Consider the following 25,751-nt stretch of genomic DNA (forward strand, 5'->3'; position numbering starts at 1 on the left):
TGAGAGTGTTCCTAATATTTTGTAACACATCAGAAACACTTTAATTTTGACTTGATTTAAATTGAAAACATTTAGAATTCATTATATCAAAATTAAAGATTTTTAAAACTGAAAAGTCATTTCCGTCGATAACACTCCCAGAACCCTTCCAGCGTTTAAAACGCTGGAAGGGTTGTATTAAATACTATTTCAAATAAAAGCATTGGAAAAAAAGTAGACTTCACACTGACTTCATTCAAACTTTGTCACTGAAAACAATCTTCCCTATCAATTGTTAGGCAATTATTTTTCAAAATCCAAAATATGTTTATCTTTGCTTTCTATGGAAAATACACTTCACGAAAAAGTTTCTCAGGATATTTTACTTAAGGCTTACAATCACATGATGCTTGCGAAAGCAATGGCAGATATTTATGAAGAAAACAGAAATGTCTGTAAATACGTACACAGTACTTCAAGAGGACACGAAGCTATTCAATTGGCTACGGCTTATCAGTTAAAAAAAGAAGACTGGATTTCTCCATATTACAGAGACGAAAGTATTTTATTAGGAATTGGTTTTGAACCTTATCAATTAATGCTTCAACTACTGGCAAAAGCTGATGATCCTTTTTCGGGCGGAAGATCGTATTATTCTCACCCTTCGAGCAGAAACGAAAATATGCCGAAGATCATTCACCAAAGTTCGGCAACAGGAATGCAGACCATTCCTACCACCGGAGTTGCACAGGGAATCAAATATATTCAGGATTTTAATTTAGAACAATTTGAAAACAATCCTGTTGTCATCTGCAGTTTGGGAGACAATTCTGTAACTGAAGGTGAAGTGAGTGAAGCTTTACAATTTGCGGCTTTACATCAGCTTCCAATCATTTTCCTTGTTCAGGATAACGAATGGGGAATTTCTGTAACTAAAGAAGAAGCAAGAACTTGTGACGCTTACGATTTTGTAGCCGGATTTGAAGGTTTGGGAAGAATGAGAGTTGATGGAACTGACTTCGCTGAAAGTTTTGAAGTGATGAAAAAAGCGGTTGATTTTGTGAGAACTGAAAGAAAACCTTTAGTAGTTTGTGCAAAAACAGTTTTGATTGGGCACCATACTTCCGGAGTGAGAAGAGAATTCTATAGAGATGAAGAAGATTTATCCAAACACAGAGCAAAAGATCCGGGAGAAATCCTTAGAAATCAATTGATGGAATCTGGTACTGATGAAGAATTATTAAAGCAAATCACCAAAAAGGCAAGATTAGAAGCCGAAGAAGCTTTTGAAAGGGCTCAAAAAGCTGAAGACCCGAAACCTGAAACGGTGATGCAACATATTTTCGCACCGACACCGATTACGGAGGAGGTTGGAACCCGTGAACCGGAAGGCGGAGAAAAAATAGTAATGGTTGACGCAGCAATTCATGCAATTCAGGAGATCATGTGGAAACATCCCGAAGCTTTGTTGTACGGACAGGATGTTGGCGAAAGAATTGGTGGAGTTTTCCGTGAGACAGTGACTTTAGGGAAGAAGTTCGGAAGCAAAAGAGTTTTCAATACAGCAATTCAGGAAGCTTACATTATTGGTTCGACGACAGGAATGAGCGCGGTTGGTTTAAAACCGATTGTCGAAGTGCAGTTTGCTGATTATATTTATCCGGGAATCAATCAGTTGATTACCGAGATTTCAAAATCAAATTATTTAAGCAACGGAAAATTTCCTGTAAGCAATATCATCAGAGTTCCGATTGGAGCTTATGGCGGCGGCGGACCTTACCACAGCGGAAGTGTTGAAAGTATTTTAGCCAATATTAAAGGAATTAAAATTGCTTATCCAAGCAACGCGGCAGATTTTAAAGGTCTGTTGAAAGCAGCTTACTACGATCCTAATCCTGTAGTTATGCTGGAGCATAAAGGTTTGTACTGGAGTAAAGTTCCGGGAACTGAAGATGCAAAAACTATCGAACCTGCTGAAGACTATATTTTACCTTTCGGAAAAGGAAAAATTATTATTGAAGCTGACGAAAATGAAATTAAAAAAGGAAACACAGTAGTCGTAGTTACTTACGGAATGGGAGTTTACTGGGCAAAAGAAGCTGTGAAAAACTTCGGTGGTAAAGTAGAAGTAATTGATTTGAGAACCATCATTCCTTTGGATGAAGAATTGGTTTTTGAAAGAGTAAAAGCTCACGGAAAATGTATCGTTCTGACAGAGGAACAACTAAACAATTCATTTGCTGAAGCTTTTGCACACCGCATTTCTAAAAATTGTTTCAAATATCTTGACGCTCCTGTTGAAACCATGGGATCTCTTGATACACCTGCAGTTCCTATCAATTTAATCCTGGAAAAAGAAATGCTTCCAAACGCTGAAAAGCTTTCAAAGAAAATCGACGAAATGTTGAAATATTAAAATTAAAACCTCTAAATATTATTTAGAGGTTTTTTTGTACGGTTTTTGTTAACTTGGTTTTATTATTATTTTTATGATCACAACAAAATATTTCAATTACAAACAAATTGCTAATCTTGCTGGTCTGCATCTGGTTTGGCTTACTGCGTGGAGCACTTTCGTGGCTGCAATTTATTACTTTTTTGAATGGCAATGGATGACGATTCCTTTGGTTCCGCTTACTTTGGTGGGTACTGCAGTTGCTTTCTTTGTTGGTTTTAAAAGTAATCAGGCGTATGATCGACTTTGGGAAGCCAGAAAAATCTGGGGTTCCATTGTAAATTCAAGTAGATCATTTACTTCAATGTTGTATGCTTTTGATACAGAAAAAGGTGAAATGCACTATATAAAAGATTTTAAAAAGCAACTTGTTTACCGTCATATTGCGTGGCTTTACACTTTAAGAGAACAACTTCTCATCCCTACCGAATGGGAACACATGAGTCTTGAAAGACATTTCGGAGAAATTAATACCAAAAGAAACCGTCTGATAAAAGCAGGTTTCCCGGATTATGTAAGAACACATCTCTTTCAGCAAAAATATCTTTCGGAGGAAGAATGTGAATTGCAGGAAAAATATAAAAATTTTGCAACATTTTTAAATTCAAAACAAGCGAAAGATTTGAATTATTTGAAAAATAAAAAAGTCATCACCGATTTTGATCATATGCAGCTTCAGAATTGTCTGAATGATTTTTACGATTATCAGGGACAGGCAGAAAGAATCAAAAAATTCCCCTCACCACGACAGTTTGCGAATTCAGGATTTATTTTTATTGTCATTTTCATCATACTTTTACCTTTAGGTTTGGTAAGCGAATTCAGCAAATTGGGAGATTGGGGAATCTGGACGTGTATCCCGTTTTGCGTGATTGTTGGCTGGATTTATATCATCATGGAATTGGTCGGCGATTATTCTGAGAATCCTTTTGCAGGCTTAATGTTTGACGTTCCTATGCTCTCTATCTGCCGAACCATTGAGATCGATCTTTTGCAATTAATCGGGGAACATGACGATTTACCCGATCCAATTGATTCTAAAAATGGAGTTTTAGTTTAAAAATATTACAAGACCAATTCAGTTGTATTTTTTACCTCAGAAATCGTGAACGAACTCTGCGTGCTTGCAATATGCTGAATGGTCGTCAGTTTGGTCAGCATAAAATTCCGGTAATCTTCCATATCTCTTACACAGATTTTTAAGATGTAATCATAGTCACCACTTACATGGAAACATTCTGTGACCTCATCTAAAGTCATCACTTCTTTTTCAAACTGAAGAACATATTCTTTCTTGTGCTGAGTAAGCTTTACATGACAGAGGATGATAAAGTTTTTGTCAATTTTTGTTTTATTTAAAAGTGCTACATATTTTGAGATTACTCCATTATTTTCAAGCTTTCGGATGCGTTCATAAACAGCAGTTACCGATAAACCTAATTTGTGAGACAACTCTTTGGTAGTTTGCTTACAATCTTGCTGTAGAAAAAGCAGCAGTTTTTTATCAGTTTCGTCAAAGTGCATAGATTTTTTTTTGGTTAAATTTAATAAATTTAAAATTAACAAACTTTTTATCAATAAATTAAGACATTACTAGATTTATAATCTAAATTTTTACTAATATCTTGTACAAAAGATTTAAAAGATTCATTTTTAAAACAAAAAAATATGGATCATTTTAATGCAGCAAACGAAATACAGGATTTACAATATTTCGGAGAATTCGGAGGAGTAAACCCATCGATTTCAGACAGCTCTACCTACACATTTCTGTCAGCAAAAACCATGTTTGACACTTTTGAAGGTAATGCAGACGGTTGCTATCTATATTCCAGACATTCATCCCCGATGAATCTATATCTTTCTCAGGCTTTGGCAAAAATGGAAAACACAGAAACCGCCAATGTAACCGCTTCCGGAATGGGAGCCATTACTTCTGTTTTGATGCAGATCTGTAAAAGCGGTGACCACATCATCTCAAGCAGAACAATCTATGGCGGAACGTATGCTTTTCTTAAGAACTTTCTTCCTCCTTTTAATATCGAAACAAGCTTTGTAGATATTAATAATTTTGAATCAATAGAAAATGCGATCCAGCCCAGCACAAAAATAATTTATTGCGAAAGTGTGAGCAATCCGCTTCTTGAAGTTGCAGATTTGAGAAAACTTTCGGCAATCTGTAAAAAACACAACCTGAAACTTATTGTAGACAATACTTTTTCTCCGCTTTCCATATCACCAACTCTTTTAGGTGCTGATATTGTCATTCACAGTTTAACTAAATTTATTAATGGTAGCAGTGATACGGTTGGCGGAGTTTATTGTGGTACGCAAGAATTTATAAATGACACCAAAAATGTAAACAACGGAGCCTGTATGCTTCTTGGTCCAACGATGGACAGCTTCAGGTCTGCAAGTATTCTGAAAAACCTAAGAACCCTTCACATTCGAATGAAACAGCATAGCCACAATGCCATGTATCTTGCTGAAAGATTTGAGAATGATGGTTTAAAAGTTTCTTATCCAGGTCTAAAATCTCACAAAAATCATGACTTAATGAAAAGTATGATGCAAAAAGAATATGGTTTTGGCGGACTTCTGACTGTCGATGCAGAAACAACCGAAAAAGCTAACGAACTAATGGAAATGATGCAGCAGAAAAATCTCGGATATCTTGCGGTAAGTTTGGGATTTTATAAAACATTATTCTCGTGTTCCGGAAGCTCAACCTCATCCGAAATACCGGAAGAAGAACGAGAAGAAATGGGAATTTCTGACGGACTCATACGATTCTCAATAGGTCTCGACCACGACATCGAGCGAACCTATCAAAAAATGAAAGAATGCATGATCAAAACAGGCATTCTGCACCATGAAACTATTTTTACATCTTGATTTAAAAATGCTGTTGGAATTCCAACAGCATTTTTTTATAATTATAATTCCATTAATTTTTATGAAAATGTTTTGGGAAAGCCTCTTCCGGTTTCATTCTGAAAATATTCAGTAAAATCCATGATTTTAAAAAACCGTAGCCATAAGAAAACATCTGAATATAGGTGGAAATGACTGCCATACCTGCAATCGCAATATTTTTTGTAACAATCATTGCATGAATCAAAACCATGAAAGTATAGAGACCATAGAACGCCAGAATAATTCCTCTTCCAAGAATAAAATATTCGATAAAACCTAAAACATATCCCAGCAGAAACAAAGTTGGAAACGCAAATGAGATTTTTACATATTTCGGATGTCTTTGGTTCAAAATAGGTCTTGCACAACCAAACTGATACACCTGTTTTGAAAATTTACCAAAATCTACACGACGTTTATGATAAACGGCGATATCATCAAAAAATGCAGTTGAAAAACCGTTTTCCCAAAGCGTCATCGAAAGATCAGGATCTTCACCGATTCTCATTTCAGAAAAACCGCCAACTTTTTCGAAAACTTCTTTCTTCACTCCCATATTAAAGCTTCTGGGCTGAAACTTTGAAACCGCTTTTTTATTCCCTCTGATTCCGCCAGTTGTAAAAACTGAAGTCATAGAATAAGAAATTGCTTTCTGCATTAGATTAAATCCTTTATGTGCTTTATCGGCTCCGCCAAAAGCATCACATTGAATAGTAAGAATACCTTTTCTAATGTTTTCAATATAATCTTTCTCCACAATTACATCACTGTCTACGAAAACGAGCCAATCGTTGGAAGCTCTTTTTGAACCGTAGTTTCTAGATAAACCTGGACCAGAATTGTCTTTCCTGAAATATTTAATGTCTAAAATTCCATCAAAATTACCAATGGTTGGTTTCAGATCGATCAAAGAGCCATCGTCAACAATAATGATTTCAAAAACTTTATCTGTTTGAGAAACTAAAGAATTTAAAAGCTCAAAAAGTTCGTCTCTTCGGTTAAATATAGCAACGACGATGGAAATAGTTGGGTTCAAGTTGAAATTTTTTCAAAATTAATTATTCGTGAATGAACTTACAAACAGTTTACCGTTAATTAAAATATAAAAATAGCAATATACTAAGTTTGTCATTTCGTAGGAATCTAAATGGTGCTTTATAAACGTTGTTGAGATTCCTACGGAATGACAAACCGGCTTCTAATAAATAAAAAATAGAACTTCAAATGAAGTTCTATTTTTTATAAAGCTGTTTTGAAATTAAATATTCAAAACGTATTTTTCAGTCTTCTTTATTTTCAATTTTATGCAATTTCTTCGTTCCTTCATACATTTCGTACTGCAAAAATCTGGTTTCCAGTTTTCCGTTGAAAAGCTTGATTTTTCTTGAAGGGCGCAATCCGATTTTCTTTGGAGCATCGAGATCTGAAGAAATCAGCCACGCCAAAGTATTCGGATAATTTGTTTTGAAAGTATCTCCTATTTTCTTGTAGAAATCATCATCATTGATAGAAATTCTCTCGTCATAAGGCGGATTGAAGACCATCAATAATGGGAACATATCTTTCTTGGTATCGAAGAAATTTTCTCTTCTCACTTCGATTACATCTTCCATTTCTGCAGATTCTATATTGTCTCTTGCAGCATCCAACATTCTCCCGTCAATATCGTAACCAACGATTTTTCCGTGGAATTCTCTTATCCTTTCTATTCTGAATTCTTTGATTTTAGTAAATAAAGCTTCATCATAATTTTTCCAGTTTTGGAAAGCAAATCTTTTTCTGAAAAGTTGTGCCGGAAGATCCATCGCAATCATCGCAGCTTCAATCAAAAGCGTTCCCGAACCACACATCGGATCAAGAAAGTTCCCTTTTCCGTCCCAACCTGCCAACTGAAGCATTCCGCTTGCTAAAACCTCATTGATCGGTGCTTCACCCTGTTCTTTTCTGTATCCTCTTTTGAATAAGGCATCACCCGAAGAATCGAGAGAGATCGTTACCAATTCTCTATCGATATGAAGGTGAAATTTAATGTCCGGAGATTTTGTTTCGATGCTTGGTCTTCTTCCGTATCTGTTCTGAAAAAAATCAACAATCGCATCCTTCATTTTAAAGGTCATAAACTGAGAATGGCTGAATCTTTCGGAATTTACCGTAGAATCGATCGCAAAAGTCTGGTCAACGCTCATAAAATCGTCCCACTCAAATTTAAAAAGCTTTTCATAGAATTTTGTTTCGTTGTAAGCCTTAAATTCTTCGATGGGAACAAGAATTTTTAATGCCGTTCTTGCAGAATAATTGATTTTGTAAAGAAAACCAAGATCTCCTTCACAATTTACTGCACGATTTTTAAGTTCTACGTTTTTTCCGCCCAGTTTTTTGATTTCTTCCCCTAAAACAGTTTCTAATCCGAAGAATGTTTTTATCTGAATTTTTATATTTTCTGTATCCATAAGTTGCAATTAAAAGATTTAATTATCTAAAAATCAAAAGATTATAATTTAAATTTCAAATTTAATTGAATGTTTCAATCCTGCAATGTTTAAAATACATTTCTTTTAACCGCACAAATTTAGTTATTTTTGCATTATGGAATGGTTTGAATCTTGGTTTGATACGCCTTATTATCATTTGCTTTACAATAACAGAGATTATACGGAGGCAGAAAATTTTATTACAAAACTGACAGAGGAACTTGAGCTTCCCAAATCTTCAAAGATTATTGACCTTGCCTGCGGAAAAGGAAGACACTCGGTTTTTTTAAATAAATTGGGCTACAACGTTCTTGGTTTGGACCTTTCTCATCAAAGTATCGACTTCGATAAACAATTTGAAAACGAAAGTCTACAATTTAAAGTTCATGATATGCGAAATCCTATCGATTCTGAACCTGTGGATTCAGTTTTTAATCTTTTTACAAGTTTCGGATATTTTGACAATGAAGCTGATGATAAAAATGTTTTCCAGTCTGTTTACAATGCTTTAAAACCTGACGGATATTTTGTTCTGGATTATCTGAACGAAGAATATGTAAGAAGCGTCATTATTCCGGAAACGACCGTTCACAGAGAAGGTATTGATTTTAATGTTTCTAAAAAAATCGAAGGAAGACATATCATTAAAGATATTCGTTTTGAAGATGAAGGCAAATCTTATCACTTTTTTGAAAAAGTAAAACTTCACACTTTGGATACGATAAAAAACTACGCAGAAGAATGTGGTTTTGAAAGGATAAAAATTTGGGGAGATTATCAGCTGAATGATTTTCAGAAAGAAATTTCGCCTCGTTGTATCAATTTATTTAAGAAGAAATAATGATTTTTATTTTACTGATTTTAAGTGTAATTGCGGGAGTTTTTCTCGGGAAATTCTTTGGTAAAAAGGAGCAGTTTGCAAAAAATCTTCTGGTTTTAAGTGCAGGTTTTCTGATTACAATCTGTTTAAACGAAGTTTTTCCACAGGTCTATTCTTCAGAAGTAAGCGAGAATTTAGGAATTTTCGTGATTGGCGGGGTTTTACTTCAGATGATTCTCGAAGCATTGACTAAAGGTTTTGAGCATGGGCATTTTCATCATCATAATGAAAGCAGCAATATTTTGCCTGTTGCATTAATGGTCGGACTTTTCATTCATGCTTTTATTGAGGGAATTCCTTTGGCAAATGAAACCAATCCGTTATCACCTTATCTTTTGGGAATTTTGTTTCATAATCTTCCGATCTCGTTCATTTTAGGAGCCTTTTTATTTAACAGATCAGGTTCAAAAGCTTCATATCCTTCATTGTTGATCGTTGCGTTATTTGCTTTAGCTTCACCAATGGGAATGCTGTTGGGAAATTATTTTAATCCTGATTTACAGCCTTATTTCTTAGCTGTTGTCGGGGGAATATTTTTACATATTTCATCAGTAATCATTTTTGAAAGTAATAAAAACCACAATATTAACTGGTCAAAAATTGGTTTGGTGATTTTGGGAGTTTCTTTGGCTTTAGTAATGCATTTGTTTCACTCGCATGATCATGGTCATCATCATTAATGACTTCAATTTAAATTAAATGATTAGTTTAAATTTTTAAACTCTCGCAGATTAGGCTCATCAAGCAGATTTTATAAAGTATTAATCTAACGCAATCTGTTAATTCAATAAAACAAGAACAAGAAAGAAAGGCTTCGAATTATCTTCGAAGCCTTTTATATGTTTAAGTAAAATTTCTAATTAGAATTTCCAGCCTAAAGTAAGAAAGAAATTGTTTCTCACATTTTTCACATCCGAAACTACTGAATTTGGAGTTGTTACGTCAAAATCTCCCGAGTAATATCCTGTATTGTAATTATCAAACTCATATCCAGCCAAAAACGGATTTTTGTAATCTGAAGTAACGTTTTGATAAGCAGCATCAATGTAGAATGGTCCGAAATCATATCCGATACCTGCGCCAATTGTACTTCTGTCTCCTAAAATAAAGTTGCTGTAGCTATTGTTTCCAACAGTTCCTGTATTAGAAAAAGCACTGATTGTAGTTGTATCAAACGGACTTGAAGCATAAGAATAACCTCCTCTCAATCTCAAAGCTTTGATTCTGTATTCTGCACCCACTTTAATTTCTGATAAGTTTTTGTAGTTGTCGCTAAAGAAAGAATTCAATTCGGTTTCTGCTGCTCCTTGTACTTTATATCTTGGTTTCGTTAAACCTAAAGTATAGTCAACATTGATCGCAAAATTTTTGTTTGGAACAAATGCACCACTCACAGTCGCTTTCATTGGAGATCTGAAAGTTCTGTCCTCAACAAAATTATCATAATAAATTCCGTCTCCGCCATCATAATAATCTCTGTAGGCTCTATCGATCGTCCACCAAGTCGGTGTTTCAATTGAAACACCCAATCTCAGCTGATTGCTCATTTTACCAATGCCCCCTAAACTTCCTGAGAAACCACTTGACTTCTCAGAATACGGAGTGTATTGCTTATCAAAGGTAGTAACAGAATTATCCAAATCTAATCCGAAAACCGCACTGTCATACTGTTCCATATCAACACCATGCATATTCAAACTAGCTCCAAAATACCAAGTATTATTGTAATTTGCACCTACACCGACATTGAATTTAGTTTGTGTACCATATCTGTTGTAGGCGTGACCTAAATAAGACATATTTCCTACAACATTATTTCCGCCTGAATCAACAAGATTTTTAGCGATAGAAATATTAGAATTTCCGGGAGACTCTACATAATCTTCTAAAGATGTTGTTGAAATATTAGCAGCGATATTAATAAACTTCCACGGTGTTTCTGTCATCAACTGAAAAGTGGCTACACCATTTACATTTCCAACATTGAATTTATTGATGTTATAGTTGATTGAAGAACCTGCTAAAGAAGACGTATTTTTATTATTAGTAAGTGATAACGTTCCTGAGATATCTCCCGCAATGGCAACTCCGATACCTGCAGGGTTAGTCAGCAACGAAGTACCATCACCACCCAGAGCTCCATTTGAACCCACCATCGCATTAAATTTCGAAGAACCTACCATCGGACTATTTGAATATACATCAACAGAGTTTCTGATTACTGAAATATCCTGAGCCTGCACAAAAAATGCTGCAGAAATACTCATTATGACTAAAGATTTTTTTAACATTATTTTATTAATAGTTATTGAGTTTTAAAAATTATCTACCACCAGATCTGAAACCGCCGCCTCCGCCGCCTGATCTCATTCCTCCGCCTGAAGAACCGCCAGATCTAAATCCGCCGCCGCTGCCAGAGTTGAAACCTCCTGATCTGAAACCACCGTTATCACTTGGTCTAGGTTGTGACTGTTGTTGGTTATAATTTGGTCTTGTATTGTAGTTGGGTCTTGGTTGATAATTAGGATTTCTTGTTCCAGACTGATTTCTGAAACCACCGTTCATAGTTCCTTGTCTATAACCACCATTCGTTGTACCCTGTCTGAAACCGCCGTTATTATTTCTAAAACCGCCCTGACCTTGACCATTTCTCATACCAGAACCATTGTTACCGTTTCTGAAACCAGAACTGTTTCCGTTATATTTATTAATGCCTACCGTATTGTTGGTAAACCCTCTGCCGTTTGCACCGCTTCTTCTGTAAATTGGTCTGTAATAGTTACCTCCCCAATATCCTGCACCGCCATACCAGCCTCCATAACCGCCGTATCCCCAGTAAGGATTGTACATTCCCCAATAAGGAGAATTCCATCCCATACCCCAATACGGGTTATATCCGCCCCATCCCCAAGAACTTCCCCAGCCGAATGACATTCCCATGCCCCAGCCAGATCCCCAGTAAGGGCTATAACCGCCATACCATCCCCAAGGTGAACCCCATCCCATTCCCCAACCCCAAGAGTTGTCGTAGATGTTGGTCTCATTTCCTGCAAAATTACCCCAGTCAGAGTCCGTAGCATTGCCATTGTTGCCATTACTCCAAGTGTCAAATCTGTTATCATATTCTGATGAGTTGATTTGAGCGTTTTCCACAATGCTGGATTCAGGATAATAGTCATAATAGTCTCCTACCCTGTTTCCCTGATCACCATTGATAATCACCCCTTCCGGAAGTGTATCTTTATTTGGATCATAATATACTCCGTCTGTTTCACTATAACCTCCTACCTGAGCACCGCAAGACATTAATAGTAAACCACTTGCAACAGCTAAAACCCCTTTAGATTTTAGCATCCCAAGTAAATTTTTATGTATATTTCTTTTCATGATAATGTAAAAATTTTTAATTTAAATTATATTTGCAATCTGTACCAAAAATATACCAATTTATTGGTTACAAATATCTATCAAAAATAGATTTTTATTTTTAGATTACAATAATATAGAAAAGTTAAAATATTAAAATAAAATTAATGGCAAAATTAACCTCAAGAAGCGAAGATTACAGCAAATGGTATAATGAATTGGTTGTAAAAGCAGATTTAGCTGAAAACTCCGGAGTACGAGGATCTATGGTTATCAAACCTTACGGATATGCGATCTGGGAGAAAATGCGTGACGAAATGGACAAGAGATTCAAAGAAACAGGTCACGTTAATGCGTATTTCCCGCTATTTGTTCCCAAGAGTTTATTTGAAGCTGAAGAAAAGAATGCTGAAGGTTTTGCCAAAGAATGTGCAATTGTAACTCATTACCGTTTAAAAAACGACCCTGATAATCCAGGAAAACTGATGGTTGATCCTGAAGCAAAATTGGAAGAAGAGCTTATTGTACGTCCTACTTCAGAAGCAATCATCTGGAATACTTATAAAGGCTGGATTCAGTCTTACAGAGATCTTCCGATTTTGATTAATCAATGGGCAAATGTTGTCCGTTGGGAAATGAGAACTCGTTTATTTTTAAGAACTTCCGAGTTTTTGTGGCAGGAAGGTCACACTGCTCACGCTACAAGAGATGAAGCTTTGGAAGAAGCAGAAAAAATGAATAATGTTTATGCAGATTTTGCAGAAAAATTCATGGCAATGCCTGTAATTATGGGTGTAAAAACTCCGTCTGAGAGATTTGCAGGTGCAGATGACACCTATTGTATCGAAGCATTGATGCAGGACGGAAAAGCACTTCAAGCCGGAACTTCTCACTTTTTAGGTCAAAATTTCGCAAAAGCATTTGATGTAAAATTCACCAATAAAGAAGGAAAAATAGAGCACGCTTGGGCAACCTCTTGGGGAACATCAACCCGTTTGATGGGTGCCTTGATCATGACGCACTCTGATGATTTCGGATTGGTTTTACCTCCGACTTTAGCTCCGATTCAGGTGGTGATTGTCCCTATTTTTAAAGGTGAGGATCAATTAAATCAAATCAGCGAGGTTGCTTTAGAAATTCAGAATAAATTAAAATTAAAAGGAATTTCTGTAAAATTTGATGACGATACCCAAAACAAACCGGGCTGGAAATTTGCAGAATACGAATTGAAAGGTGTGCCTTTGAGAATTGCGATGGGTCAAAGAGATTTAGAAAATAAATCTGTCGAAATCGCAAGAAGAGATACCCTTACGAAAGAAACACGTCCATTGGAAGGTTTAGATTCTTACATTGAAGATCTACTGAAAACCATCCAACAAGATATGTACACTAAAGCTCTTGATTTCAGAAAAGACAACATTACAAAAGTTGACACATATGAAGAGTTTAAGAAAGTTTTGGAAGAAAAAGGAGGTTTCATCTATGCACATTGGGACGGAACAGATGAAGAAGAAGCACAGATAAAAGATGAAACTAAAGCTACAATCCGTTGTATTCCTTTAGATGATGATATTGAAGAAGGTGTTTCCCTAATTTCAGGAAAACCATCAGCCAGACGAGTTTTATTTGCAAAAGCATATTAAAACAAGCTTAATAAAATTAGGAAATCTTTAAAAATTGATGAAATTTTTAAAGATTTTTTTTTTGAAATTAACATTTGGATAGATTTTTGATTAAATTTATATCACATTAATCTCAAATAATTTATTATGTCATTAAACATTATTGATCTTATTAAAGGACAGCTTGGTTCTGCATTAGTAACACAAGCTGCATCGCAATTGGGCGAAAGTGAATCCGGTATTTCAAAAGCTATCGGAGGTTTATTACCCGCAGTTGTGGGAGGTTTGGCGAACAATTCAGATAATCCGGTTGTCTTAGATGCAATTTCAAATGCTCCTTCTCAGGGAATTTTGGGAAATTTGCTTGATCTTACCTCTAATAACACTTGGGTACAGAGTTTATTATCTTCTATTTTCGGTGATAAACTTGGTGGTTTAGCTAATTCCATTGCAACCTATGCGGGAATAAGTAATAATTCTTCATCTTCATTACTTAACCTAGTTACAGGAGCAACTGTTGGTGCGGTAGGAAAATACGCAGCAGATAATAATCTTGATCAATCAGGAATTTCAAGTTTATTGAATGATCAGAAAGGTATAGTTTCATCATTGTTGCCTGCAGGACTTTCTTTAGCATCTTTAAATGTTGGAGACTGGGCAAAAGGATATAAGTTTGATAATGATAACGATGCTATCAAGACCTCTCCAATTTCTACGCCTACTCCGACACCAACTGCAGTTTCAAATGAGGAGCCAAAAATCGAGGTAACTAAAAGCGTTGCTGATGGCGGAACTTTCCCGGAAAGACCTACAACTTCTGAAGGAGGATCAATATGGAAATGGCTCTTACCTTTACTATTATTGATTGCTGCAGGATATTTCTTATGGAAACAGTGTGAGAAAAAGGAAACTACAACTACGACAACTGTTGCAGGTGATTCTTTAAATACGACAACAGATAGTTCTTCAATGCAAAATGACACTGCAACCACAATGACAACCACTAAAGTTGATGAAAATATTGATCTGAACGGTACAGCATTGAAAGGTTATAAAGGAGGAATGGAGGACAACATGATTACTTTCCTTAAAAGCGGATCTTATGTAAGCGCAGCTGATGATGCAGCTTTAAAAGATAACTGGTATAATTTTGATCACGTTAACTTCAAAATGGGAAGCTCAACAGAATTAGAAGCAGGTTCTCAAGGTCAGTTAGAAAATTTAGTTGCTATTTTGAAAGCATATCCTGAAGCTAAAATTAAAATTGGCGGATATACTGATAAAGTCGGTAACGAAGCTAACAATGTAAAACTTTCCGGTGAAAGAGCAACTTACATCAAAGATTGGTTATCTAAACAAGGTGTTGGTGCGCAAGTTACAGGAGCTGATGGCTACGGTAGTCAGTTTGCAACAGTTGATGCAGCTGCAACAGATGAAGAAAGAGCTGTCGACAGAAAAATGGCAGTAAGATTTACGAAATAATCTTTTACATATCAAATTAAATCCCGAAGAAATATTTTCGGGATTTTTTATGTGAATACCTTCTCCATTTCATTTATTTAATTAAATTTGTTAGTCATTTCTAACAATATGAAACTTCAGTATGAAAAACGCCTGGCGAAAAGATAAAATATCTAATTCATTACCAGAGGTATTCTCCTCAATCTCTATACCTAAAGGTTCAGGTTTCTGGCGCAAATATCTTGCATTTGCCGGTCCCGGTTTAATGGTGGCAGTTGGCTATATGGATCCCGGAAACTGGGCAACAGATATTGCCGGTGGTTCGCAATTTGGGTACACTTTACTTTCTGTAGTTTTGATTTCCAATATTTTTGCAATGGTTTTGCAGCATTTATCAGTGAAATTGGGTGTAGTTGCAGAACGAGATCTTGCTCAGGCTTGTAGAGATCATTTCAAACCGACTACCAATTTTATTCTTTGGGTGTTTTGTGAAATTGCTATTGCCGCCTGTGATCTGGCGGAAGTCATCGGTTCTGCAATCGCTTTAAACTTACTTTTTGGAATTCCTCTGACGTGGGGAATTGTGATTACTACAATTGATGTCTTGATTATTTTATTGCTTCAGGCAAAGGGTTTCCGATGGATAGAAAGTATAGTCGCAGGTTTGATGTTTATCATTTTGATTTGTTTCGGCTATGAAATCATCATCTCTAAACCTGAAATCAATGCTATTTTGGGTGGATTAATTCCTCAAAAAGAAATCATCACAAATCCCGCAATGCTTTACATTGGCATCGGAATTTTAGGTGCCACAGTCATGCCACACAATTTATATCTTCATAGCAGTATTGTTCAGACACGAGATTATACACGCGACAGAGAAGGAAAAAAAGAAGCGATAAAATTTGCAACTTTAGACAGTACAGTTTCCCTATTGTTAGCTTTTTTCATCAATGCTGCAATTTTAATTTTGGCGGCTGCAACTTTTCACACAACCGGAAATAAACACATTGCAGATATCCACGACGCTTACAAAATGTTGACACCAATTTTAGGCGCATCAATGGCAAGTATTGCTTTTGCAATTGCACTTTTAGCTTCCGGACAAAACTCTACCTTGACAGGAACTCTCGCCGGACAAATCGTAATGGAAGGCTTTTTAAATATCAGATTAAAACCATGGTTGCGAAGACTCATCACAAGATTAATTGCCGTAATTCCTGCCCTCATTGTAACGATTATCTATGGTGAAAAGGGAACGACAGACCTTTTGGTTTTAAGCCAGGTTATTTTATCAATGCAGCTAAGTTTTGCGGTTGTTCCGTTAGTCATGTTTACTAGTGACAAGGCAAAAATGGGTGAATTTGTTAACAAATCATTCTTGAAAATCTGTGTCTGGATTATAACAGCAATTATAATTATTCTAAACTTATATCTTTTATATCAGACGTTTTTCGGAGAATAATTTTTGAAATGATTGCGAATCGTCAATTTAGTATTAAATCATCTAATTTTTAGAGCTTTTTCCCGCTTTCCGTTGCAATCTTTTTTTTCAAAAAAGGATTTTCACTGCAATCGGGGCTATGGTTTCAGTCATTTTTTCAACATTAGACCAAATACAATATCTGCCTAAATGTCCTGATTCTTTCTTTGGCAAAATCTTTGACAAACATGGAGTATAAAAAGTTATTGAAACATGGAAAATCAGGATATCAACGAAGAAAATATCAATAATCAGGAAGAAAACATCACTCAAACTGAAGAAACGACACAGGAAAATGTGACAGAAACGCCTACTGCCGAAGAACTTTTGGCAGAAGAAAAAGACCGTTACATCAGATTGTACGCAGAGTTTGAAAATTATAAAAAAAGGACTTCAAAAGAGAAGATGGAATTCTTCACTTATGCCAACCAGGAAATGATGGTTTCTATGTTAGGCGTTTTGGATGATTTTGAAAGAGCTTTAAAAGAAATTGCTAAAAACGGAAACCCTACCGATCTTCAAGGCGTTGAATTAATTTATCAAAAATTCAAAAGCAAATTGACTGAGAAAGGTTTAAAAGTAATGGAAGTAAAAGCCGGAGACAGCTTTAACGTAGACTTCCACGAGGCAATTACTCAAATTCCTTCGCCTTCTGAAGATTTGAAAGGTAAAATTGTAGATGTGATAGAAACAGGATATACTTTAGGTGACAAAGTAATCCGTTTTGCAAAAGTGGTAACAGGAAATTAATTATCAGTAATGGGTAATAAGCAATCAATATTTGTTTACTTATTACCCATTACTCATTACTTATAAAAATATGTCAAAGAGAGATTATTACGAGGTTCTTGAGGTCAGCAAATCTGCGAGTGCCGACGAAATAAAGAAAGCATACCGAAAAATGGCGATCAAATATCACCCTGATAAAAATCCGGGAGATAAAGAAGCTGAAGATAAATTTAAAGAAGCCGCAGAAGCTTATGAAGTATTAAGTGACGACAATAAAAAAGCCCGTTATGACCAATATGGTCATGCGGGAGTTGGCGGAGCTGGAGGTTTCGGAGGCGGTGGTTTTGGAGGCGGAATGAATATGGAAGACATCTTCAGTCAGTTTGGTGACATCTTCGGTGGCGGTGGTTTCGGAGGATTCGGCGGCGGCGGTGGTCGTCAACAGGTGAAAGGTTCTAATTTAAGAATCAGAATCAAGCTGAATCTTGAAGAGATGGTAAACGGAACCCAAAAAACTCTTAAAGTAAAAAAAATGAAGATGGCAGAAGGTGCCACTTCAAAAACATGCCCTACGTGTAACGGAGCCGGAGTTCAGATGAAGGTGATGAACACGATGTTCGGACAGATGCAGACTCAGACTACTTGCGGAACTTGTCAGGGAATCGGGAAAGTTGCCGATAAAATTCCCGCAGGAGCCAATGCACAGGGGTTAATAAAAGATGAAGAGGAAATTACCATCAACATTCCCGCAGGTGCAAGAGACGGCATTCAGCTGAATGTAAGAGGAAAAGGAAACGATGCACCATTTGGCGGCGTTCCGGGAGACTTACTTGTGATTGTAGAGGAAGAAGTAGATAAAACCATCAAAAGAGAAGGTGATAATCTTCATCAGGAGCTGTACGTTTCTTTTGCTGAAGCAGCTTTGGGAACAAAAAAAGAAATCCCGACCGTTGGCGGAAAAGTAAAAATTACCGTTGATGCAGGAACTCAATCAGGAAAGATATTGAGATTGGCAGGAAAGGGCTTACCAAGCATCGACAGCTATGGAAAAGGTGATATGTTTATACACATCAATGTATGGACCCCTCAAACGCTCAATAAGGAACAAAAAGATTTCTTTGAAAAACAAATGTCAAGCGGCGATATGGTTGCAGAACCATCCGGAAAGGAAAAAACTTTTTTTGATAAAGTGAAGGATTTATTCAACTAAATACAAAAAAGAGGCTTTGCATAAGTCTCTTTTTTTCACTTTAATCTAATATTTTAATTTTATATATTTAAAGGTAGAAACTCAATATGAACTATCAACTTCAGCTTCGCACACCAGATTCTAATGGTAATCTTGTTTTTAATACAATTACCTTTGATGCTTTCAAAGTAAATATTGTGGAAAGATATTATGGTTTGGTGCCAAAATCATGCGATGTGTTATTTAAGGTCAGAACTTTAGATGACCAACTTATCAAAAGAAAAGACGGACACGTAAAACTCAGAATTAAGGATGAAGATTACAATACTTATAAAACCTTAATCAAAGTTTTCAGTACTTACGAATACAAAAACAAGCTCATTAGCAGAAATGATGCACAACAAGACTTTGTTCATTTTATTTTGAGACTTGTGATTATGAATTATAATTTAAATTAAAAAATTTCTGTATTTCTATAAGCAATTACTGAAATAGAGCGTCAATCAGTTTAAATAGATAATAAACGGTATTTATTTTATCACAAAAAAAACCTCAGGTGAAAAAATTCATCTGAGAAGTTTAAAATATGTAAATTAAAGTATCTGCTTTAAGTTTGATTCAGACCAGAGATGTACGGATTAAATTTAAAGCAGATACTTTGATTTATTGTTGAGAAAAACCAAAGCAAAGCTTATCGGAATCAATAACAACAAGAAAATCAAAACTTGATAAGATTGAATTTGTGTGTAAAAACTTGATTTCATGATCAGCGGATGTACAACATAAATCGCTGTTGAAAGGTTTGCTAAAATTTTGGTGTTGGTTTTAATGTAAACATTTTTAAAATATAAAAACACTAAAGGACAGGCAAATAGCAACGAAAATAAGATATCTGTACTTTCTGCACTTACCGAATAATAATTGAAAAATGCTTCTGACATCACACAAAAAACTGACAGGATCAACAATAGATAAGAATTTTTATATTTTGACAAATCTGTCTGATGTCTGTTAATTAAAAAACCAATGGTCAAAAAAGGAAAACACACAAAAAGAAAATTTCGATAGAGAAGATACATATTCAAAACCGAATCCTTTTCTTTTTCAAAATAATGAAGATTTCCTAAGATTTGTACGCCATAACCAATCAAAAATAAAAATACTGCCAGAAAAAACAATAAAGAGGAATTCTGTTTTCGCAACAGAAAAAGAATAGCTCCCGAAAAACAGGTTCCGATCAGATACCATAAATGATGATAACCAAAAATAAGGGTCAGTAAGACCTGTTCATTATCCTTCCAATACGAAATGTAAATCATCATCCAGATTGTGTACAAAAGAAACGTTCTGAAAAGCCATTTTTTAAGCTTTTTAGAATGATCAATATGAAAAAAATAAAATCCTGTAATGACTAAAAAAACTGGAACAGCTATTCTAAAAAGTCCATTCACCAAGACATAACTTAAAACGGGATAAGTTTCTTTGAGAAAATTCATGTGCAGAAACACGACAAAAAATGCCAGTACAATTTTTAAAATATCAATTGTTAAATTTCTACCCATAGATGAAGGTCACTAAAATATTTATACTGAATTTCCTGATGTTTTTAAAACACAAAAGTAAATGAAATTTCATTAAAAAATAAATCCTGCCTCGATTGAATCAAAACAGGATATTTATACTTTATCATCAGAAACTATTTCTTGGTCACTAAAGAATACCCTTTCTTTCCTACCGTAAATAGCGCAACCCCGACTAAACCACCAGCTAAACCAAATACCACCTGTTTCAGTATTGCAGGCCAGGTTGGTAAAAAATGGTGAAGATAATCTATTCTGTGGGCAAAAATTTCACCGGCAACCATAATCAATGCGATAGTACCGATCACGCCCAAAGCTTTAATAATCCAAGGCAAAGCATCAACCAGAAACTGGCCAAGTTTAGCAAAAAAACCTTTTCCTTTGCTTTTTTTAATTAATTTAAACCCTGCATCATCCATTCTCACAATAAGGGCAACAATTCCATATACACCTACTGTCGCAATGAATGCCACTAGACTTGTCACAAGAATTTGGGTAATAAACGGATGACTTTCTTCTAAAACCGTTCCCAAAGCGATGATTACGATTTCAATAGACAAAATAAAATCAGTGGTTATTGCAGATTTTATTTTTGACTTTTCAGAATCTTCGGCGCTTTCTTCTTTTTCGCTTTCTTCTATTACTTCATGACCTTCTTTCTTTCGGTGAAATAAAAATTCAATGATTTTTTCTACTCCTTCAAAAGCAAGATAAAAGCCTCCCAATATCAGAACATAATTGATTGCAGGTTGATACAGCCAGTTGAGCAAGAATACAACAGGAAGAATAATCAGTTTATTGATAAATGAGCCTTTTGTAATTGCCCAAAGCACAGGAATTTCCCGCGAAGACATGAAGCCTGTTGCTTTTTCTGCGTTCACCGCCAAATCATCCCCCAAAATTCCGGCAGTTTTTTGAGTTGCAATTTTACTCGTAACCGCAACATCATCCATCAAAGCCGCAATATCATCTAAAATTGCAAAAAATCCAGAAGCCATAGTATTTTAATATTTTTTTAATAGTGGTTAAAATCCAGACAAAAATAATGTTTTAATTGGGATTGGGAATTGTTTTTAGTTGAGGATTTTTCATTAAAAAGATATTGATTAAAAATATTATTTAAAATTCATTTATAAAGAATAAAACCAGACAGAAACTTATGAAAAGTTTGTCATTCCGCAAGAATCTAAGCTTACTATTTTAAATGCTTCCAGCATGACAAACATTATATAAATTTTGAGGTAATGATTTATTTCAACAGATCTAAACAAAACAATTCCCTCAAAAAAAATTATATTTTCTTACTTTTACTCTATGAAAAAGCTGATTCTCAATTACCATTTCTTTGTTTTAGGATTGATAGGCTTAGTATTAAATTCTTGTAATTCTAAATTTCGCGTTTGGGTGGGGAAAGACAGTCAGAAAATTTACAATTTAAAATATGGTGAACACAAACGCCAGAAAATGGATGTCTTTCTTCCTGCAGGTTACACTCAGGATTCGCCTGTCGTTTTAATCGTTCACGGCGGAGCCTGGAAATATGGTAGAAAAGAACACATGATTAAAATCCAGAAAATGCTTTTTGATCATCATATTCCGAGTATTAATATGAATTACCGTTTGGTTTCAAAGCATTTCACTTATAAAGAACAGCTTGAAGACATCAATTCGGTTGTTGAAAAGTTCAATGCTTTGGCAGAAAAAGCCGAACTTTTTCCTAATAATTATATTCTCTTAGGCGAAAGTGCAGGTGGACATTTGGCTTTGCTTTACGGGTATCAAAATTCTAATAAAATTAAAAAAATAATATCTCTCAGCGGACCGACAGATTTTTATTCAAAGGAATATTTAAATTCATTTTATTCAAAATATACTTCAGGAACGGTTCAGAAAATGGTCGGAAGCAAATTTGAGAGGAAAAATCTTTCCGCGGAATTTCAGAAAGCAAGCCCGATTGCCAATATTACAAATGTTCCGACACTTTTGTTTCAGGGGAACCAGGATTTCTTAGTGAATCAGAAACAGGGATTGGCATTAGATTCTGCATTAACAGCAAGGAACGTTCCTCACAAATTGGTTTTTATGGAAAACACGGGTCACGCTCCGAGATTTTTCAGTAAAAAGAAAAGAGACAGCATTATTTATCCTAATATTCTTGAATGGATAAAAAAATAACCTGCTTTTTGAGCAGGTTATTTTTTTTTATTTTAAAGTCTGTTTAAAATTAATTTTAATATTTCTAAAAAATGTTTGTCATTCCGGAGGAGAAATTCAAACGTTTAGATTCCTCCGGAATGACAAATATTCTTTTTATTTTTTTAAAGTAATTATTTCTCTTTATCGATTAGGTCTTCCAAAGTTTCATCCTCCAGTTTCGGATTTTCTTTTGGTGCTCCCAACATAAATTTAAGAATCACCGGAAGCGTTGTAATCAATACAATAACGATGATAATGTATTCTAATTTTTTCTTCAGATCGATCCCGAATTGTATTGCAAACAGCTCATTCAGATAATGTCCTGCAAAAATCAAAAGGAAAGACCACAAAACACCACCGATGATATTGTCTCTGAGGAAATCTTTTTTATCCATCTTTACAATCCCGGCGATGATGGGTGTAAAAGTTCTCACCACAGGTAAAAATCTCGCCATGATGATAGCTAAAGCTCCGTTTTTTTCAAAGAAATCGTGTGCCTGATAAAGATATTTCTTTTTAAATAAGAACGTATCTTTTTTGTTATATAAAGCTGGTCCTGTTTTGTTTCCAAACCAGTACCCTACCTGATTACCGATAATTGCCGCAACAGCCACTGCAGAAGCCAGAATTGTGGTATCTAAGAAATCACTTCCTGTAGATCCGAAAGTTTCTTTGATGATTTCTACCGCATAAATCCCCGAAACAAACAACAGTGAATCTCCCGGCAGGAAAAACCCTACAAATAAACCTGTCTCGGCAAAAATGATAAACAAAATAAGCCAAAACCCACCCATTTTTATATAAAATTCAGGGTTTAATAAATCTCTCCAGCTATTGAAATCTTCCATAAGTAATGATGATGAACAAAAATAAGCTTAATAAAATTATGCTGAAAATATATTAGCATATTTTAACAGAAATGTAAGCATGATATTTAAAGGTCGAGATCATCATCTGAAACCGCCGTTCCGTCTGCCATCAGAAAGGCTTTGAGGAAAGGGGTAAGATTTCCGTTCATTACCGCATCTACGTCTGAAGTTTCATGACCGGAGCGAACGTCTTTTATCAATTTGTAAGGATGCATTACGTAATTTCTGATCTGGCTTCCCCACTCGATTTTCATTTTGCCGGCTTCGATTTCGTTACGGGCTTTTAATCTTTCTTCCAATTCCATTTCGTATAGTCTGGATTTCAAAAGCTGCATTGCTTTTTCCTTATTCTGAAGCTGAGAACGCGATTCTGAGTTTTCGATGATAATTCCTGTTGGTGCATGACGAAGACGAACCGCAGTTTCTACCTTGTTCACATTTTGTCCACCCGCTCCGGAACTTCGCATCGTTTCAAATGAAATATCGGCAGGATTGATGTTGATCTCAATTGTATCATCTACCAACGGATAGACATACACTGAAACAAAACTCGTGTGACGTTTTGCATTAGAATCAAAAGGTGAAATTCTTACCAGTCTGTGAACGCCGTTTTCTCCTTTCAGATAACCGAAAGCGTATTCGCCGTCGATTTCCAGAGTCACGGTTTTCACTCCGGCAACTTCGCCTTCCTGGAAGTTGAGCTCTTTGATTTTGTAGCCTTGTTTTTCTGCCCACATTGTGTACATTCTCATCAACATTGCAGCCCAGTCACAACTTTCTGTTCCTCCTGCTCCGGCTGTAATCTGCAGAACTGCTGACAGCTCATCACCTTCGTTGGAAAGCATATTTTTAAATTCCAGGTTTTCAATTTTCTCCATCAAAAGCGGAAAGCTTTCGTCGAGTTCTTTTTCAGAATCGGGATCTTCTTTTGCAAATTCCATCAAAACCTGCAGATCTTCAAACTGAGTATTGATCTCTTCATAATCTTCCACCCATTTTTTCTTTGAACGGAGCTGTTTCAAAAAAACCTCAGCTGTTTTAGGATTATCCCAAAATTCCGGAGCTGCGGTTTTTTCATCATCATTGGAGATTTCTATCTTCTTTTTATCGATTTGAAGATATTTATGAAGGTCTTCAATTCTTGATTGAATTTCTTTTATCTGGTCGTTGTTGATCACGAATATTTTTTTTTGCAAAAATAAGATTTAAAATTGAGAGTTTATAATTCCCGAAATTTAGGTTTAAACAATTTCATCTTATTTTTTTAGTCATAATGCGAAATCGTTTTCTGAATTAAATCACTTTAAATTTCATTAGTGTTACAATAAAAACCGCTTACAAGTAAACGGTTTGAGTAGTTTTTAAGGCGTCTTTTGATTAAAAATTTATTTTTTTACAATTTTTTGAGATAAAGATGTTCCGTTTTTATTTTTTAAAACAATGATGTAAATTCCTTTATTTAAAAATGAAAAATCCATTTTTGGTTCTGGTTGTAAATTCTGTTTAATGATCTTTCCTGATACATCTAAGACATCTATGGAAACGATATCTGAAATATTTTCAAAATTCAGTTCGCTTGAAAATGGATTAGGATAAACTGTTTTTTCTTTACCCAATTTTGTATCAGAAACTGAAAGCTGAGTTGTTTGTACAGAGATTGCAAAAATATTCATCACCGTTACTTCGGTAGACGTTTTTTTGAATGTGACAGATATGATGGGTTTAGATTGGTTCGTAGCATTGATAGCTAAAGGAATCTGATAAATTCTTGGGTTTATTCCTCCTCCCGCATCCAAAGCATTTGATGCTCTGTTAATTCTACCGATTCCCTGTATTGCAAAGCTGCTTCCACCATACCAATCCTGAAAAGTTGTACTTGAAAAAACCTGCGAGGTCCCATCCTGAAAATTAACTGTAATATCGCCGATCGACGGACCGCTTCCGCTCACAGCGAGTACATATACATTGTTTGCGGTATACGGAGTTGCCAAAGTAAGAGTTCCCGTGTCGTTGGCATTGGGAAGTCTTAAAGAATTATTAGCAGAATAAGAAGCCAACTGATAGGATAATCCGCTTGTTGTTGCTACTGCAGAAGTGATAAGTCCATTTTCGGGCAATCCATAAGTAAGAGCTGTAGTCGATGAATTCACTTTAAAATCTTTTGACATATACGCAAAATTATCTGTATCCTTGTCTAAACTTGCAGTTGTAGAAGTTGTTGCCAATCCTACTCCGTTTGCGATGACATCTGCATTGAATCCTGAAAGTGATAATTTTTGATAAGTTTGGGCATTTACCTGAGCAAAAGTAAAGATAATGCCAAGAGAGAAGAGTTTTCTTTTCATAGGTTTTGTATAATATTTAATTAGTTTTTATGTTTTTACAGTTTGAAATTTTGAAGATCAGCATATTTCAAATCGCACGGTACAAGAAAAAGCATGAACAAATATAGAAGAGGTATCATTAAAACCACTACTCTATAAATACTCTGCAATAAAAAACAGATACTCAATAAATACTTACTTATCTTTAAATTAACTATTTAACATCATTTG

At 35.3% G+C, this 25,751-nt stretch carries 22 protein-coding genes; 12 read left to right on the forward strand and 10 right to left on the reverse strand.

Annotation, left to right across the window (positions count from 1 at the left end):
- Positions 1-322: 322 nt before the first annotated feature.
- Positions 323-2,395, forward strand: a complete 2,073-nt coding sequence (locus K0R77_RS03100) for a thiamine pyrophosphate-dependent enzyme (protein ID WP_300347467.1) — start codon at positions 323-325, stop codon at positions 2,393-2,395.
- A gap of 73 nt (positions 2,396-2,468) precedes the next feature.
- Positions 2,469-3,494: a bestrophin family protein gene (locus tag K0R77_RS03105; protein ID WP_300347487.1), complete on the forward strand. Its 1,026-nt coding sequence runs from the start codon at positions 2,469-2,471 to the stop codon at positions 3,492-3,494.
- A 5-nt stretch (positions 3,495-3,499) separates the two neighbouring features.
- Here the strand turns inward: K0R77_RS03105 and K0R77_RS03110 are convergent, their stop codons facing one another.
- Positions 3,500-3,958, reverse strand: a complete 459-nt coding sequence (locus K0R77_RS03110; protein WP_300347490.1) for an Lrp/AsnC family transcriptional regulator — start codon at positions 3,956-3,958, stop codon at positions 3,500-3,502.
- 144 nt (positions 3,959-4,102) lie between these two features.
- On the opposite strand from K0R77_RS03110, the gene K0R77_RS03115 reads away from it, so the two are divergent.
- Complete coding sequence (locus K0R77_RS03115) at positions 4,103-5,329, forward strand: aminotransferase class I/II-fold pyridoxal phosphate-dependent enzyme (RefSeq protein WP_300347504.1); 1,227 nt, start codon at positions 4,103-4,105, stop codon at positions 5,327-5,329.
- A gap of 52 nt (positions 5,330-5,381) precedes the next feature.
- Here K0R77_RS03115 and K0R77_RS03120 read toward each other — a convergent pair whose 3' ends face one another.
- Together K0R77_RS03120 and K0R77_RS03125 are read right to left on the reverse strand one after the other, a co-directional pair.
- A complete protein-coding gene (locus K0R77_RS03120) occupies positions 5,382-6,386 on the reverse strand; it encodes a glycosyltransferase (protein ID WP_300347508.1) in 1,005 nt (334 codons plus the stop codon).
- 244 nt (positions 6,387-6,630) lie between these two features.
- Positions 6,631-7,800, reverse strand: coding sequence for a class I SAM-dependent RNA methyltransferase (locus K0R77_RS03125; protein WP_300347512.1), 1,170 nt, complete (start codon positions 7,798-7,800; stop codon positions 6,631-6,633).
- 136 nt (positions 7,801-7,936) lie between these two features.
- Here K0R77_RS03125 and K0R77_RS03130 point away from each other — a divergent pair, with 136 nt between their 5' ends.
- Both K0R77_RS03130 and K0R77_RS03135 read left to right on the forward strand, forming a co-directional pair.
- Positions 7,937-8,662: a class I SAM-dependent methyltransferase gene (locus tag K0R77_RS03130; RefSeq protein ID WP_300347516.1), complete on the forward strand. Its 726-nt coding sequence runs from the start codon at positions 7,937-7,939 to the stop codon at positions 8,660-8,662.
- Positions 8,662-9,381, forward strand: a complete 720-nt coding sequence (locus K0R77_RS03135) for a ZIP family metal transporter (protein ID WP_300347520.1) — start codon at positions 8,662-8,664, stop codon at positions 9,379-9,381. The genes K0R77_RS03130 and K0R77_RS03135 overlap by 1 nt, the downstream gene beginning before the upstream one ends.
- A 180-nt stretch (positions 9,382-9,561) precedes the next feature.
- Here K0R77_RS03135 and K0R77_RS03140 read toward each other — a convergent pair whose 3' ends face one another.
- Together K0R77_RS03140 and K0R77_RS03145 are read right to left on the reverse strand one after the other, a co-directional pair.
- Positions 9,562-10,968 (reverse strand): hemin receptor, encoded by a 1,407-nt coding sequence (locus K0R77_RS03140; protein WP_300347523.1) that lies wholly within the window; start codon positions 10,966-10,968, stop codon positions 9,562-9,564.
- Between the two features lie 55 nt (positions 10,969-11,023).
- Positions 11,024-12,088: a prolyl-tRNA synthetase gene (locus K0R77_RS03145; RefSeq protein WP_300347527.1), complete on the reverse strand. Its 1,065-nt coding sequence runs from the start codon at positions 12,086-12,088 to the stop codon at positions 11,024-11,026.
- 146 nt (positions 12,089-12,234) lie between these two features.
- Between K0R77_RS03145 and proS the strand changes: the two genes are divergently transcribed.
- From proS to K0R77_RS03175, 6 genes are all read left to right on the forward strand, one after another.
- Positions 12,235-13,710 (forward strand): proline--tRNA ligase, encoded by a 1,476-nt coding sequence (gene proS / locus K0R77_RS03150; RefSeq protein WP_300347530.1) that lies wholly within the window; start codon positions 12,235-12,237, stop codon positions 13,708-13,710.
- Between the two features lie 126 nt (positions 13,711-13,836).
- Complete coding sequence (locus tag K0R77_RS03155) at positions 13,837-15,171, forward strand: OmpA family protein (protein ID WP_300347533.1); 1,335 nt, start codon at positions 13,837-13,839, stop codon at positions 15,169-15,171.
- Positions 15,172-15,292: 121 nt separating this feature from the next.
- Positions 15,293-16,615: an Nramp family divalent metal transporter gene (locus tag K0R77_RS03160; protein ID WP_300347536.1), complete on the forward strand. Its 1,323-nt coding sequence runs from the start codon at positions 15,293-15,295 to the stop codon at positions 16,613-16,615.
- Between the two features lie 231 nt (positions 16,616-16,846).
- Complete coding sequence (locus tag K0R77_RS03165; protein WP_300347540.1) at positions 16,847-17,383, forward strand: nucleotide exchange factor GrpE; 537 nt, start codon at positions 16,847-16,849, stop codon at positions 17,381-17,383.
- Positions 17,384-17,453: 70 nt separating this feature from the next.
- A complete protein-coding gene (dnaJ, locus tag K0R77_RS03170; RefSeq protein ID WP_300347545.1) occupies positions 17,454-18,572 on the forward strand; it encodes a molecular chaperone DnaJ in 1,119 nt (372 codons plus the stop codon).
- Positions 18,573-18,658: 86 nt separating this feature from the next.
- Entirely contained in the window at positions 18,659-19,009 is a 351-nt protein-coding gene (locus K0R77_RS03175) for a prevent-host-death protein (protein ID WP_300347550.1), read from the forward strand.
- Between the two features lie 186 nt (positions 19,010-19,195).
- Here the strand turns inward: K0R77_RS03175 and K0R77_RS03180 are convergent, their stop codons facing one another.
- Positions 19,196-20,113 carry an acyltransferase family protein gene (locus tag K0R77_RS03180; protein WP_300347552.1) on the reverse strand — a complete coding sequence of 306 codons (918 nt, stop codon included), beginning with the start codon at positions 20,111-20,113 and terminating at the stop codon, positions 19,196-19,198.
- Positions 20,114-20,247: 134 nt separating this feature from the next.
- Positions 20,248-21,129, reverse strand: a complete 882-nt coding sequence (locus tag K0R77_RS03185; protein WP_300347556.1) for a DUF808 family protein — start codon at positions 21,127-21,129, stop codon at positions 20,248-20,250.
- A 316-nt stretch (positions 21,130-21,445) separates the two neighbouring features.
- Between K0R77_RS03185 and K0R77_RS03190 the strand changes: the two genes are divergently transcribed.
- Positions 21,446-22,306, forward strand: coding sequence for an alpha/beta hydrolase (locus K0R77_RS03190; RefSeq protein ID WP_300347562.1), 861 nt, complete (start codon positions 21,446-21,448; stop codon positions 22,304-22,306).
- A 152-nt stretch (positions 22,307-22,458) separates the two neighbouring features.
- On the opposite strand, the gene K0R77_RS03195 is transcribed toward K0R77_RS03190, so the two are convergent.
- The 3 genes from K0R77_RS03195 to K0R77_RS03205 form a co-directional block, all read right to left on the reverse strand.
- Entirely contained in the window at positions 22,459-23,175 is a 717-nt protein-coding gene (locus K0R77_RS03195) for a VTT domain-containing protein (protein ID WP_300347565.1), read from the reverse strand.
- A gap of 86 nt (positions 23,176-23,261) precedes the next feature.
- Positions 23,262-24,374: a peptide chain release factor 2 gene (gene prfB, locus K0R77_RS03200; protein WP_300348351.1), complete on the reverse strand. Its 1,113-nt coding sequence runs from the start codon at positions 24,372-24,374 to the stop codon at positions 23,262-23,264.
- Positions 24,375-24,581: 207 nt separating this feature from the next.
- Positions 24,582-25,541: a T9SS type A sorting domain-containing protein gene (locus K0R77_RS03205; RefSeq protein ID WP_300347572.1), complete on the reverse strand. Its 960-nt coding sequence runs from the start codon at positions 25,539-25,541 to the stop codon at positions 24,582-24,584.
- Positions 25,542-25,751 lie beyond the last annotated feature (210 nt).

It is taken from the genome of Chryseobacterium sp. (assembly GCF_029240215.1).
In the GTDB taxonomy this organism is placed as follows: Bacteria; Bacteroidota; Bacteroidia; order Flavobacteriales; family Weeksellaceae; genus Chryseobacterium.